General features: G+C 44.5%; 11 protein-coding genes and 1 pseudogene. 2 read left to right on the top strand and 10 right to left on the bottom strand.

The window, feature by feature from the left end; translation table 11 throughout:
• Nucleotides 1-41: 41 nt before the first annotated feature.
• The 10 genes and pseudogenes from ACED28_RS04975 to ACED28_RS04930 all read right to left on the bottom strand — a co-directional run bounded on the left by ACED28_RS04975 (nucleotide 42) and on the right by ACED28_RS04930 (nucleotide 11,925).
• Entirely contained in the window at nucleotides 42-1,460 is a 1,419-nt protein-coding gene (locus ACED28_RS04975) for an alginate export family protein (RefSeq protein ID WP_009847995.1), read from the bottom strand.
• Between the two features lie 130 nt (nucleotides 1,461-1,590).
• Nucleotides 1,591-3,078: pseudogene (locus ACED28_RS04970) on the bottom strand (PTS transporter subunit EIIC); the annotation flags it as partial.
• Nucleotides 3,079-3,087: 9 nt separating this feature from the next.
• A complete protein-coding gene (locus tag ACED28_RS04965) occupies nucleotides 3,088-4,518 on the bottom strand; it encodes a Sapep family Mn(2+)-dependent dipeptidase (RefSeq protein ID WP_017102431.1) in 1,431 nt (476 codons plus the stop codon).
• Between the two features lie 80 nt (nucleotides 4,519-4,598).
• Entirely contained in the window at nucleotides 4,599-5,312 is a 714-nt protein-coding gene (rpiA, locus tag ACED28_RS04960) for a ribose-5-phosphate isomerase RpiA (protein ID WP_371709428.1), read from the bottom strand.
• 1 nt (nucleotide 5,313) lies between these two features.
• The gene (gene tkt, locus ACED28_RS04955; protein ID WP_371709427.1) at nucleotides 5,314-7,308 is read right to left on the bottom strand and encodes a transketolase; all 1,995 of its coding nucleotides are present in this window, start codon (nucleotides 7,306-7,308) and stop codon (nucleotides 5,314-5,316) included.
• A 10-nt stretch (nucleotides 7,309-7,318) separates the two neighbouring features.
• Entirely contained in the window at nucleotides 7,319-8,272 is a 954-nt protein-coding gene (gene tal / locus ACED28_RS04950; protein ID WP_017099278.1) for a transaldolase, read from the bottom strand.
• Nucleotides 8,269-9,012 carry an HAD family phosphatase gene (locus ACED28_RS04945; protein ID WP_017099279.1) on the bottom strand — a complete coding sequence of 248 codons (744 nt, stop codon included), beginning with the start codon at nucleotides 9,010-9,012 and terminating at the stop codon, nucleotides 8,269-8,271. Before ACED28_RS04945 ends, tal begins: the two co-directional genes overlap by 4 nt.
• Nucleotides 9,013-9,065: 53 nt before the next feature.
• Nucleotides 9,066-10,226: an iron-containing alcohol dehydrogenase gene (locus tag ACED28_RS04940; RefSeq protein ID WP_135445102.1), complete on the bottom strand. Its 1,161-nt coding sequence runs from the start codon at nucleotides 10,224-10,226 to the stop codon at nucleotides 9,066-9,068.
• 115 nt (nucleotides 10,227-10,341) lie between these two features.
• Nucleotides 10,342-11,073, bottom strand: a complete 732-nt coding sequence (locus ACED28_RS04935; protein WP_371709426.1) for a ribulose-phosphate 3-epimerase — start codon at nucleotides 11,071-11,073, stop codon at nucleotides 10,342-10,344.
• A 9-nt stretch (nucleotides 11,074-11,082) separates the two neighbouring features.
• The gene (locus ACED28_RS04930) at nucleotides 11,083-11,925 is read right to left on the bottom strand and encodes a Cof-type HAD-IIB family hydrolase (protein ID WP_009847986.1); all 843 of its coding nucleotides are present in this window, start codon (nucleotides 11,923-11,925) and stop codon (nucleotides 11,083-11,085) included.
• Between the two features lie 210 nt (nucleotides 11,926-12,135).
• Between ACED28_RS04930 and ulaR the strand changes: the two genes are divergently transcribed.
• Nucleotides 12,136-12,912, top strand: a complete 777-nt coding sequence (ulaR, locus tag ACED28_RS04925; protein ID WP_012603034.1) for an HTH-type transcriptional regulator UlaR — start codon at nucleotides 12,136-12,138, stop codon at nucleotides 12,910-12,912.
• Between the two features lie 422 nt (nucleotides 12,913-13,334).
• Nucleotides 13,335-13,547, top strand: a complete 213-nt coding sequence (locus tag ACED28_RS04920) for a cold-shock protein (protein ID WP_004735656.1) — start codon at nucleotides 13,335-13,337, stop codon at nucleotides 13,545-13,547.
• Nucleotides 13,548-13,571 lie beyond the last annotated feature (24 nt).

Below are 13,571 nucleotides of genomic sequence, written 5' to 3'. Positions count from 1 at the left end.
GGGCGAACTCATTTAGTAACATACTAACCTGATAAGCAGTGTTAGAAGTTATAGATCAGTGCTATTTCAACACGAGAAATGTCATCACTGCTACTGCCGACTACGTCACGTGTGTAGTCGCTATCTAATGCGTAGTACATATTTAACTCAGACTTTAAGTTGCCTGTGATGTAATTATGGAATTGCAGATAGAACTGGGTGTAAGCGTATTTTTCGTCAGACTCTGCACCAAATAATACATCTTGGTTGAGTGTGTAGATTGCATCATCTGTGTTGGCACGCCATGTCGACATAAAGCCAGCGATGATGGATTGTTTCGGCTGATACTCAATCACAGTGTAAGAACCGACCTGCATTGCGTTACCGTAAGCGCCATCATGCGCGAAACCCAGTGGGTCACCTGTCCACAAAGGGTTAAACGTGTTCACTTTGTCGCTGTCTTTATCTGAACCTGATGCGTAATGTAGGTTCAGACCTAAGCGATAGTTCCAGTCTGCTTTCCAGTTGTAGTTCAAATCGGCATAAGCCATGTAGGCTGAGATATCTTTACCTGCATGATCACCAAATTGGTAAACACCGTCGAGCATGTAACCAAACCCTTCACTCACAAAGTCATGGGCATGTAAGCCTAAAACTTGAATGTCGACGTCACCATCTGGTGCATTAACAAAGCTTTCATTGGTGAGTTTATTACTCATTATGTAGGCTTGCATTGCCCCGAAGTCAGTTCTCCAATTAGCGAATAAGCCGGTCGATTTTTTGCCATTGGTTTTATCATCCCAGTTACCACCGAAGCTGCCATCTTTGTAGAGAGGGAATACTTCCTCGCCGTAGTATGCGTCAAAATTGATGCCTGCTACGCTGTATTTTGCGCTGGCTGCATTCCAACTTGATTGAACTGGCGTTGGTTCACGGTTCATCATTTGCCATTCATTTAAGTATATTTCTTGGCGACCAAGGCGGGTACTTAGGTATTGCTCACCGTCATCGAGTAATTTGAATTCGGTAAACAACTGGTGGAAGTCAGTACCGGCATCGTCTACTGGACCCGGACTATCGAGGTTAGTGTAATTGGTTCGAATTTCACCAAATACACGCATCCAGTCTTGGTAAGTCACATCGGTGGAGAATTGCATGCGAGTACGCAGTTCATTTTTCTTGCGGTTTTCTCCGTCGTACATGTGATTCCAACGGTTATCGACTGCGGCTTTTACATTACCGCTAAATGAGACTTTCCAGTCACCACTGTCATCAATATCCAAGCGTTTGAGTTTTTCTGAAAAGCTTTTTTGACTTTCGTCTAGACCATCGACATAGCTCCAGTCCTCATTGGCTCTATCTCCCCAGAAGACGATAGGGTTGCGCTCAGACCAGCTTGATGTTGTATTTTCGTTTGCGTGTAGGACGCCAGAAACACAAAGAGCAAGTAAAGTAACTGCATGTTTTGTCATTGCTTTCATTTTTATATTTCCCATATTTCAGGTGCACGAATCCCTTCCTGTGACTTGTAGTCACAGGAGGAATTGTCAGTTATTGGTTTCTATAGATTCGTAACAGTAGGGTTACGGAAGTTGCGCTTAGCTAAGAGTCGACACCAATTGCGTTGAGCTGTTGTTTCCAAACTTTATCGCTTGCCGTTAGTGATTCGTCATGCAGCGAAACACGCAGTCGAGTTGCACAGTTTGTCACGTTCTCAATGTTGTCAGCTCCACCCAGTGCCTTAATGATTTCAACAGGCAGTCCTTTTGAGGTCTGCTCCTTTTTCTTTTTAAAGTCTTCTTTTGAATACAGGGCGATATCACCATCTTCTTCGCGACCTGGAGTTTTTGAATCAAACTTCAGGATGAAGAACTTGAATGTGTAGAAGTAAATCGCGAAGTATAGTGGGATAATCCACAATAGAGCCCAAGCATGAACCTTTTCAGGTTGTAGTAGGTTAGGCACCATAAATAGCAGCTGATTACCGTGAATTGAAACACCCATCATTTCGGTGATCACATAAGCAAGACCATTTAGCGGTACATGCACTGCAAAGAATAGGAATGGTTGGACGAATAGGAAGGTATATTCTAGTGGCTCGGTAATACCGATAACAGCAGCCGTAAATACCGCAGGCACCATGATAGCGGCTACCTTCTTACGATTGGCTGTTTTTGCTGTTACGTACATTGCATAAGCAGCACCCGTTAGGCCACCAATTTGGATTGGAATACGACCGCTGGTAAAGTTATGTGTAATGTAGCTCGTTGCCTCTGGTGAACTCATTTGGCCATTCATGATGTTACGAACACCTTCGTAAACAACACCATCAATCTCCATTACGCCACCAACACGAGTGTATTCAATAGGGAAGGCGATAAGGTGATGTAAGCCAAATGGCAATAAGCCTTTGTCAAATACGCCAAATAGGAAAGAGCCAAAAATACCTGAGCTAGTAATCAAAGTAGTGATGGACTGCAGTGCCCCAGCGATCGGTGGCCAAGCGTAGTAAACAAACAGCGCGATAGGCATGATAGCGAAGTAAGCAAAAATCACTACGGCACGAGGGCCTGAGAAGAAGCTCAAGAGTGCAGGCATTTCGAATTTGTAGTAGCGGTTGTGGATCCAAGCCGTAATACACCCAACAAGAATACCGCTAAAGATCCCCATGTTGTAAGCGAAGATACCTAAAGACTCACCCCATAAAGAATTGAAGTTTTGCGCTGCTACTTTGTCGTAGCCAGCATCATTCATTAATGACGCAACGCTTGTAGTTTCTTGAGTCCATCCGTGAAATGCAGCGATCGATCCGATAGCGACGTTGAAACACATGAACATGGTAAAGCCAGTGAAGGCTGCCCAACCTTTTTCAGATTTCGCCAGCGCGAACGCTAGACCAATCGCAAAGAAAGGCGGTAGATTGCGCATGACCATCAAGCCAAGATCTAACATCAGCTTAAAGAATGCCCAAATAACAGAGTCGGTAGCAGACATTTGGTTTACAACACCAGCGCCCACACCAATAAATATACCTGCGATAACCAGTACGATGATGGATACCATCATACCTCCAGCAAGTGCTTGAACCTTATCTCTCATAATTTACTCCTAAAGTGATATGAGAACTTTCACGTATATTGTTATTGCTCTTTTTAATGACTCGAGGCTGAGCCTTTCATTAGGCTCATGGACACGAGTCACATCACCAGGAAAAGTAGGTCCGAATGCCACACCATTGTTTAGCGCGCGCGCGTAAGAAGCTGCACCTTTGCTAAAGCATTGAGCGTCCATTTTGGTAACTTCGGAATAAGCTTTTCCCATTGCTTGGATAAGTTCACTTTCGGGTGAGAGGTAAGATAGAGGTAAGTACTGGTGTTCAATCAATCTCACTCCGTATTGTTGGGATACATACTGGAGTTGGGTACGAGCTTGATCGATAGTCAGTCCTTTAGGAAACCGAAAATCAAAATCCAAGTTGTAGCCATGTTGACTCAAATTGATGGAGGAGACACAGCATGTAGTCGACCCCATTTCATTATCTTGGTGTGCTAGCCCTAATTTCGAAGCATCATTGGAATCACTAAAACACGCGTCTAGTAAATCAATTAAATTTCGAGAGTTAGTGTCTAACCCTTCAACATGTCGCATGTGACGAACAAACTGATCCATACAGTTATCGACCTTATGCGGGTTGCGAGATTTCTCCCACGGCGTTGACAACTCAACGCAGTACAACTCCTTTTGTTGGTGGTTGTCACTTTGTGCCACATTGGCAAGAGTGACCGTTGCTGAAGTTTCAAATGTTGCTGCTACTTCAGCCGCTTTTTCTCCTGTCAGATAAATCGATAATTGATAGCAGGTGGATGTTCTGTCACGCTCACTTTCAATGCTTACGATCTGACAAGTTCCTAGGCCATTGTGAGTTGGGAATTCTCGTTGCAATGACGCATATAGGATGCCTTTTTCTCCATTAACGATTGGGAAGTCGCCATCTGGAGAGAAACCATAATCCGGTTGAGGGTTATGATTAAAATAATGCTCTACACATTCCCAAGTTGTCTCTTCTGCGCCGCCGATGATCACTCTTATTTTTTTGTCGAGTGTTACATCAAGCGCTTTAAACATCTTGAGAATATACAGACTGGCCATTAACGGGCCTTTGTTGTCGGTAACGCCTCGCCCCAATAAGTCATCACCTTGTTGGTGCATCTCAAATGCAGGGGTTAACCATGAGTCCAAATTACCTGCTTCTACCACATCTACATGATGCAATATGCCGATTTCTTGTAAGCCTTCGCCAAAGCTGATGTCCAAGGCATAACCATCATGATCACGGACTTCAAACCCTTCTCGTTTCGCCCAGTTAATGAGAAAGTCGAATGCGTTTCTAATCGGTAAACCAAAAGGAGCATTGGGTGAACAGCTGCTGATATCTCGTACAGACGGAATAGCAATTAGCTCAGATAGATCACGCGTAAACGTTTCAATATTTGAATCAAAATAGCGCAGTGTTTGAGCTGAAAAATTGCTTTCCGTCATGTTTTATTCCTAAATTATCCTTACTGACATGCTTGTAAATAGACTTGCAAGCGAGGTCTCATTTTGATTATAAATCCCAGCTATTGAACGTGTTGCTTTGATAATAAATACGTACCTTCTGCATTCGAAAAAGCCATGAAATCAGTCGATCTTTGCGCGAAAATACCGTTCTCGACGACGCCAGGAATAGCGTTAATTTGGAGTTCTAATCGTTTTGGTTCAGCGATGTCCAAATGAGCAACATCGAGAATGATATTGCCGTTATCAGTGGTGCAGTCTTGGCGCAACGTCGGGTGTCCACCAAGGCTTTGTAAGGCATTAAACACAGCGGTTTGTGCGGCAGGTAAAACCTCTACAGGGAGTGGAAACTTTCCGAGTTGAGTGACCAATCGACCGCTATCTGCGATGGTGATGAAGCTTAGCGCAAGCGTCGCGAGTACTTTTTCACGAGCCAGTGCTGCACCACCACCTTTCACGGTCATGCCGGTTGTAAGACCTTCATCAATGCCATCAATGTAGAAATCAACACGGCCACATTCAGATATGGATATCTCATTCAGCCCTGCAGAGGATAAAGCTCGACTTGAGCGAACCGAACTGGATACGCAGTGAGCAAACTCAGCGCCACTTTCTTTCAATAGTTGAATGAATACTTCAACTGTTGCACCTGTGCCGATACCAATCACGCTAGAAGGTGTTAGCGTTTTTAGGACTTGCTCTAAGGCTACTTTTGCAGCCTTAGTTCGCAGGCAGTCTTGGCTTTGGTTTTCAATAAAGCGTTGTGCCATGCTCATATTACTTCTCCAGAACCGCTAGGGATTTTTCAACGATGTTTTCAACCGTAAATCCAAACATTTCGAAGAGTTGTTCTGCTGGTGCTGATTCACCAAAGCTTGTCATTCCCACAATGTCGCCGTGTAGCCCGACATACTTGAACCAGTAGTCACGGATACCAGCCTCTATGGCAACTCGTGCTGTCACATGGCTTGGTAAAACCTGTTCCTTGTATTCCGCGCTTTGTGCGTCAAAAATATCGGTGGCCGGCATTGAAACTACGCGGCAGCGAATATGGCTGAGTTGTGCTTTTGCTTCCATGGCAAGTGCCACTTCAGAGCCGGTTGCAATCAAAATAAGTTGTGGTTCGCCTTCACAGTCAGAAAGGATGTATCCACCTTTCGCTACATTGGAAAGCGTGTCTTGATCACGCTCGAATTGAACAAGATTCTGGCGAGAGAAAATCAATGACGTTGGACCATCAAAACGTTCGATAGCAGACTTCCAAGCCACCGCGGTTTCTACTTGGTCGCAAGGACGCCAAGTGCTCATGTTTGGGGTAAGTCGAAGCGATGCGATTTGTTCAACCGGTTGGTGTGTCGGACCATCTTCCCCCAAACCGATAGAGTCATGGGTATAAACGAAGATACTGCGTTGCTTCATTAGTGCTGCCATACGAAGCGCGTTACGAGCGTACTCCATGAACATCAAGAACGTACCGCCGTATGGGATAAAGCCTCCATGCAACGCCACGCCATTCATCATTGCAGACATCGCAAATTCACGAACGCCGTAACTCAAGTAGTTTCCTGACGCATCTTGAGCGGTAATTGCTTTTGAGCCTGACCAGTTAGTTAAGTTTGAAGGGGTTAAATCGGCAGAACCTCCCCAAAACTCTGGCAGTAATGGTCCGAATGCTTCAATAGTATTTTGTGATGCTTTGCGAGTCGCGATGGTTTGTGGATTCGCTTGCAAAGTCTGGATTAGGTCTTGAGTGTGCTGATCCCAATTTTCAGGTAATAGGTTCTGGCTACGACGCAAAAACTCAGCGGCTAATTCTGGGTGCGCCTCTTGATAAGCATTGAAACGTGTTTGCCAATCATCTTCATTGCTTTGTCCTTTCTCTTTCCCATCCCATGCTTGGTATACATCTTGAGGAATTTCAAATTCAGGATGGTCCCAGCCGAGGTTGAGTCGAACCAATGCGACTTCATCAGCACCTAACGGAGCACCATGACAGTCATGACTGGCTGACTTGTTTGGTGAGCCAAAACCAATCACGGTTTTGCAGCAAATTAAGGTTGGTTTATCTGTTACGGCTTTAGCTTCAGTAATTGCTTTGTGAATATCATCAGCGTTATGACCATCAACATCAGCAATAACATGCCAACCGTAGGCTTCAAAACGTTTTGGTGTGTCATCAGAGAACCAGCCGTCGACTTCGCCATCAATCGAAATGCCATTGTCATCCCAAAAAGCGACCAGTTTCCCTAGTCCAAGCGTACCGGCAAGTGAACATGCTTCATGAGAAATACCTTCCATCATGCAGCCGTCACCCATGAACACGTAGGTGTGGTGATCAACAATATCGTGGTCTTCACGGTTGAACTGTTCACCCAGCACCTTTTCAGCCAAAGCCATGCCGACACCGTTGGTGATGCCTTGTCCTAATGGGCCGGTAGTGGTTTCAATACCTGGAGCGTAACCGTATTCAGGGTGACCTGCGGTTTTACTGTGTAATTGACGGAAAGATTTGATGTCATCCATTGATAGCTCGTAACCAGATAGGTGTAACAAGCTATAGATAAGCATTGAGCCATGGCCATTCGACAAGATAAAACGGTCGCGGTCGGCCCAGTTAGGGTTGCTCGGGTTGTGTTTTAGAAAATCACGCCATAGAACTTCAGCGATATCGGCCATGCCCATCGGTGCTCCGGGGTGGCCCGATCCTGCTTTTTGTACAGCGTCCATGCTTAGAACGCGAATAGCGTCAGCTAATTTAGTTCGTGTAATCATTCTGCTTCTCCTACAGGCGTGCTTCGATCATGGTTTCTAACTTGCCTTGATCGACGGCAAAGTTACGGATGCCTTCGGCGAGCTTTTCTGTTGCCATCGGGTCTTGGTTCATCTCCCAGCGGAACTGTGCTTCAGTCATAGCTGTTGGTGTCTCTTTGATGGTGTCACGGTCGGCAAAGAGTAGGCGCTCAACAGAGCCTTCTTGTGCTGCAAGTTGGTCTAAAATTGCAGGACCTATGGTCAAACGGTCACAGCCCGCTAATGCTAGGACTTCATCGGCATTACGGAAGCTCGCGCCCATCACAACCGTGTTGTAGCCATGATCTTTGTAGTAGTTGTAAATTTCAGAGACTGAAACGACACCAGGATCTTCATGAGGAAGGTACTCTTTTTTATCGGTATTGGTTTTGTACCAATCTAGGATACGACCGACAAAAGGTGAGATTAAGAATACACCGGCTTCTGCACAGGCTTTGGCTTGTGCAAAGTTGAACAGCAGCGTTAGGTTGCAATTAATGCCTTCTTTCTCTAGCTCTTGAGCTGCTCGAATGCCTTCCCAAGTTGACGCTAACTTAATTAGGATTCGGTCGTTACTGATGCCAGCTTCGTTATACATGCCGATAAGCTTTCGAGCTTTTGCCAAGCTTGCGACTCTGTCGAATGACATACGAGCGTCGACTTCTGTTGAGATGCGCCCCGGTACCGTTTTTAGAATTTCTAATCCAATGTTGACCGCCAGTTTGTCTCCAGCGTCGATCAACTGTTGTGATTTGTCGTTGCTTTGTGCTTTTGCCCAAGTGATCGCATCGGCGATTAAGTGATCGTATTGCGGCATTTCTGCGGCTTTTAGTACTAGAGATGGGTTAGTTGTGGCGTCTTCAGGTTGAAATGCAGCAATAGCATCAATATCACCTGTGTCGGCAACGACAGTGGTGTGCTTTTTCAGTTGTTCTAATTTATTCATCGTTCATTCTCGGTAAGTTGGTTTATCAATTGCAGTAGCGTTTGATCATTCATCGAACTCAGCACCACGTTGGCTAGCGAGACATCGAGGTGACGAGTGAGCAAATTGGTTACTGCAACTGTTGGTATTCCTGCCGATCGAGCCGCCATAATTCCAGGAGGGGAATCTTCGAAAGCGATGGCTTGATGGGCAGATACACCGAGTTGTTCTAATGCCGCTAAATACACATCGGGATGTGGTTTCCGTCTATCTGAGGCAATGTCTTCTGCTCCGATAAAACAGTCAAAATAGGGTGTAAGGTTCAAACGATTCAGAATTGGCATGTAATGTTCAGCCTCTGAGCTGGTGGCCAGTGCAATGCTCAATGAGTGTGATTTAGCAAAGTCTAGATACTGACGGACACCTTCTCGTTCTGTTATTGAAGCAATTAATTGGTAGGCATGAGCGATCACTCGATCGCGAATTTGTGAATCGGACAGCTTTTGATTCGACGCTTTGTTGAATAGTTGATAAAGGTAGGTTGCTGGCGCTGAGCTCCCAACTAGGCCAGCAACCTGGAGTGGCGAAACTTCAACGCCGTATGGTTTTAACAAAGCTTCCCAGGCTTTGAACATACAGGTTTCGGTATCGACGAGAAGGCCATCGAAGTCAAAGACCAACGCTTTCAGGTTACTGGCAATGAATTCCTCTCTTTCCAATTTCAAAGCTGTATGACCTAAAGTGTTGTTCTTGCACTCCATGTTTCAATCTCCATTTTCTTTAATTATGACAAACGTGAATTTGTGACTGTCGCTTATTCAACCAAACTGGCCTGCAATACTTTTTTCATTTCTTCACCACTGGTTAGTGGTAGATCAAAGCAAAAAGCCGGCTCCAACTTTTGAACATCTTCTTTGGTGACACCTACTTGAGTTAAGTTCGATTCAAGACAGATACGTTCAAGGAATTTCACAAGAGCAGCCGCTAATGATTGAGCTTTTTCTTCGGTACTTCCCACAGCACCAAATAACTCAGCCACTTGAGCAAATCTCTCTGGTTGCTTGCGCCATTGAAGTTGTACATAAGCTGGATAAACCACTGCGAGTGTTAATCCATGTGGTAGGTTTGTTTTGCTACTACCTAAGATTTCGCCTAAAGGGTGTGGTGCCCCCGCACCGCCATTAGCTAGCGAGATCCCGCCAAGTGTGTCTGCTTTCGCGAGTTGGCAGCGGCCATGTAAATCTGCGCCGTTGTCGACAACACTCGGTAGGTGATCAATGACAAGCTTCATTGCTTCTAACGCCATACCATCAACAAATGGAGATGGTCGAGTACCCGTAAATGATTCAAACGCATGTGAAAAAGCATCAAATCCGGTCATAGCTGTCATACGTGGAGGCAGTGTCAGCATGAGCTCTGGATCGATTAACGCTTCACAAGGGAAAAATTCAGGGTGAAACAGTGTTAGCTTTGCATGTTGCTCAAGGTCGGTAATCACTGCCGCTTGCGTCACTTGAGAGCCTGTTCCCGATGTTGTAGGTACAGCGATCAAAGGTACGACTTTCGCGGGTAGTGGGTTGACGTCCCCAAACGGTGAATCATAAGTGGCAAACCAATGAGCCCAATCTAGAGACTCTGCATTGATCGTTGCCGAAATGATTTTTGCTGTATCAATCGATGAACCACCACCAATGGCCAAAACCACATCACAGTTATTTCCGATGGCCACTTGGCGGCCAAGTTCAACGACGGTTGTAGGCGGATTCGGTACGACACCATCAAAATGAGTCACTTCAATTCCTTGCTCTGAAAGCAAAGTAAAAATGCGGTCATAGGCTGGCTTTACTGCATCAAAAATAGGTTCGGATACGACTAGGCAACGTGTGCCATATTGAGCGATAAGCTGACCTATTTTCTGAATCTCACCCGCACCAAAGGTTAGCTTGGTCGGTTGATAGTGTTGAAACTGTGTCATGGTTTAATCCTTGGTAGTGGTGCCAAACCCGAGCATAGAGGGGGGTAGGTTTAGCACCGTTATTTCTAGATTGCTGTGGCGCATCGATTCGATAGAAGCTGCGCTAGGCAATTACTTAAACGGTTTCGACTTCTTTTGTGTTTGCCGCTGCTTTATCTTCCAGTTGGTCGATTGCTGCGCGGAAGTCACGAACGCCTGCTGTGATGCCGTCTTTGTGGCCAAAGATATTTGTCGATGCAACCATCACGTCAATATCTTCATTAAGCAGTTCTTCGATGTTGTGGTTACGGATACCGCCATCAACACATAGCTCACAGTTAGGGTTGCGTTCGTTGAGGAGTTCACGTGCTTCGCGGATCATTGCAATCGCAGATTTGCGCCATAACCATTCATCATCGCCATCAGTAATGCCGTGAATAACAATGTGTAAACGGTCTAGGTAGTAGATAGATTCTTTAACAAATGACACTGGCGTTAATGCACCAACGGTTAAACCAAATTTCATTCCGTGGTTTTGACAGTACTTAATGATGTAACACAGAGGAGCACCGATAAAATGCTCAGCTGGTAGAATCAGCATGTCTGCACCAGCAGCAGCGATTTTATCGATAAATAATTTGTCGCAATCTTTGAAGTAAGCGTGAACTTCAATTGGCTTTTCAGTGTAAGGACGAATGCCTTCAACAATTTGATGCCCCCCCATCAATTGCAGGTTTTTCAGGTCATGCATATCTGCTGCATCACAGTGGATGTAATCGGCACCAGCATCAGATACTTCTTTCACTACGTCTGCAATGTGGCCGTAATCTACGTGTGCTAATCCTGCGGCAATTTTTACTTTTTTCATGATTTATCCTTAGTAACTAAAAGTGTTTTGGCATGTGTGTTGGCCTTCTTGCACTATCAAGCGAAGGTACTGGCCAATTCCACAGCCGTTGTTATTGGTAACAATTAGATTAGCCATGCCTTTTAAAGCAGGGCTGGCATTAGCCATTGCGACAGGTTCTCCGACAAGTCGGAACATAGAGGCATCGTTGTCCCCATCCCCAAAAGCAATGGTGTTATGAGATGAAATTCTTTGGTCATTTAGCCACTGCTGAAGAGCGTGGCCTTTGGTGGCTGCTTTAGACGTAATGTCCAATTTATTCGGTGTTGATAAGTCAGCTTGGAAGTGCGTTTTTAAGGAATCTCGTAACTGGTTTAGAGATTCTTTGTCTTGGCTAGACACTAATACTTTGTATACATCGCCACTGCGAGCGATGAGTTCGGTCAGCGTTGGGATAATCTGCAGCTCCATTGCGGCATTAATAACCTCAGCCTTTTTTTCTAAACCCTTTGTATGAGTTGATTCTTTTTGAGCAAAGATGCCTTTACTTGAATAGATGGTGAAGGCGAAATGTCCATCATTCAGTAAGCTCAACAGACCCGTTAGTGATTCATGACTAATTGTGTGCTGATGTTGAACACGTTGTGTTTTAGGGTCATAAATATAGGCACCATTGCAGCAGATGATTGGTAGCGATAATTGAAGCTGGTCAACATATGGCATCATCAGCTGGTGCGGTCTACCACTCGCCAAGCTCACCTGATATCCATTATTAACTGCAAGACAAATCGCTTGTTTGTTAGTCACGCAGATCTGCTCAGCATCACTTAACAGTGTTCCATCTAAATCAATCATTACTGCTTGGTATTTCATTTTACTCTCCAGTGACTTCTCATGACGCAAATTGACTATAAGTGGTCAAATGCGGTCACTTAAAGTCATTTTTGATTTGTTATGAACAAATAATGGTTTTTATCACATATTTTGAGTCAAATTAATTCAAAAGAGTTCATTTTGAGAATCTAATTGCTCAAAAGTTCATAATGCGTCAAAATAATTCAAAAGAACTTAATGGTATGAACAATGAATGAAGCTCAGCGTCATAGAAGCTTGTTAGATCATCTAACGAGTCATACGTTTATAACGACAAATGACTATGTGAAGATGTTAGATATCTCTTTATCTACAGCTCGTCGGGACATTACAAAGTTGGCGGAAGAAGGGAGGCTGAAAAAAATCCGTAATGGGGCAGAGGTAATCAATTTTGACTCGTCCCTAGCCGCAACTCATGCACCAAGCAGCTTTATCCCCTGCGAAACAGATATAGAAAGCTATGTAGCGAAAAAGAGAATTGCTAAAGCTGCGGCAGATATGTGTGAAGAACACGACAGTATTATTGTGAGTGGTAGCAATACGACTTTTTTGATGGGAGAGCATTTAGCGCATCGTGATGTGCAAGTTGTGACGAATTTTATGCCATTGGCTTATCAGCTGATTAGTCAAGATCATCAAAGTATCATCATACTTGGTGGCCAATATCTACCCGAACGTCAGATCACTATTTCTCCAGATGAAGAAGCAGCAGATGACCATAAAAGTCGTTTTGTCTTCTTTACGGGTACGGGTGTTACGACAGCTGGTGTGCATACCTCTGATCTATTGGTCTATATGGCAGAGAAAAAGCTGCTGGAGTATGGTGATCGTATTGTGGCTCTGATAGATAGCAGCAAAGTAGGTAAGCATGGTGGAAAGTTACTCGCTACCGCTTCTCAGATTGACACATTGATTACAGATGACGGCGCTGACCCTAAGGTGCTTGATGCTTTACGAGAACTAGGTGTGAAGATACAGGTAGTTTAGTTACGTGGAGAGTGCTACCACGGCGCGTGTTTTTGCTTTTGTCGTACTCTTGATTCTAGTAGGACATTATTACTGGCCGTGTGTGTTGCCCGAACCAAACCGCGGAAGAGTAAATTTCTTCAGATCATAGCTTTGTAAATGAAGTTCAGTGATGTTGTGGGGCTGAATAGAAGTTAATTGAACAAAAAATAGTCATTTTATTCAAATAACGCTTTACAACCTGGTCAGGATCACCAAGAATGTGCTTGCTCTGTTTTCAGGGTTATTAAATGAAACATCCAGTTGTAAAGTAAAACCCTTAGTATTGCTTCATTGTTATTCTCAGTGTTTCCCTTGGCTTCATAGATACATTAAATAATTCAAGCTTTCAGCGCATCGCACTTTTGGCGATTAATTTTTTATTTTTATATAAGGGACACATCATGTCTAACAAAACAAACGGCGTAGTAAAATGGTTTAACGAAGAGAAAGGCTTCGGTTTCCTAACTCAAGACAACGGCGGCGCTGACGTATTCGTACACTTCCGTGCAATCGCTTCTGAAGGTTTCAAGACTCTTAAAGAAGGCCAACAAGTGTCTTTCGAAGTAGAGCAAGGCCAAAAAGGTCTTCAAGCTGCAAACGTTGTAGCTCTATAAGATTTTAAGTCGGCGCAGGTTGCA

This window comes from Vibrio sp. 1F253 (genome assembly GCF_041439295.1).
Taxonomy (GTDB): Bacteria; Pseudomonadota; Gammaproteobacteria; order Enterobacterales; family Vibrionaceae; genus Vibrio; species Vibrio tasmaniensis_A.
The sequence above is the reverse complement of the archived record's forward strand: the minus strand, read 5'-3'. Positions and strand labels throughout refer to the sequence as shown.

Excerpts from the sequence above, each read along its gene's own strand:
- ACED28_RS04975 (WP_009847995.1), bottom strand. The coding sequence starts at position 1,460 with ATGAAAGCAATGACAAAACATGCAGTTACTTTACTTGCTCTTTGTGTT.
- ACED28_RS04935 (WP_371709426.1), bottom strand. The coding sequence starts at position 11,073 with ATGAAAAAAGTAAAAATTGCCGCAGGATTAGCACACGTAGATTACGGC.
- ACED28_RS04930 (WP_009847986.1), bottom strand. The coding sequence starts at position 11,925 with ATGAAATACCAAGCAGTAATGATTGATTTAGATGGAACACTGTTAAGT.
- tal (WP_017099278.1), bottom strand. The coding sequence starts at position 8,272 with ATGAATAAATTAGAACAACTGAAAAAGCACACCACTGTCGTTGCCGAC.
- ACED28_RS04920 (WP_004735656.1), top strand. The coding sequence starts at position 13,335 with ATGTCTAACAAAACAAACGGCGTAGTAAAATGGTTTAACGAAGAGAAA.
- ulaR (WP_012603034.1), top strand. The coding sequence starts at position 12,136 with ATGAATGAAGCTCAGCGTCATAGAAGCTTGTTAGATCATCTAACGAGT.
- tkt (WP_371709427.1), bottom strand. The coding sequence starts at position 7,308 with ATGATTACACGAACTAAATTAGCTGACGCTATTCGCGTTCTAAGCATG.
- rpiA (WP_371709428.1), bottom strand. The coding sequence starts at position 5,312 with ATGAGCATGGCACAACGCTTTATTGAAAACCAAAGCCAAGACTGCCTG.
- ACED28_RS04940 (WP_135445102.1), bottom strand. The coding sequence starts at position 10,226 with ATGACACAGTTTCAACACTATCAACCGACCAAGCTAACCTTTGGTGCG.
- ACED28_RS04965 (WP_017102431.1), bottom strand. The coding sequence starts at position 4,518 with ATGACGGAAAGCAATTTTTCAGCTCAAACACTGCGCTATTTTGATTCA.
- ACED28_RS04945 (WP_017099279.1), bottom strand. The coding sequence starts at position 9,012 with ATGGAGTGCAAGAACAACACTTTAGGTCATACAGCTTTGAAATTGGAA.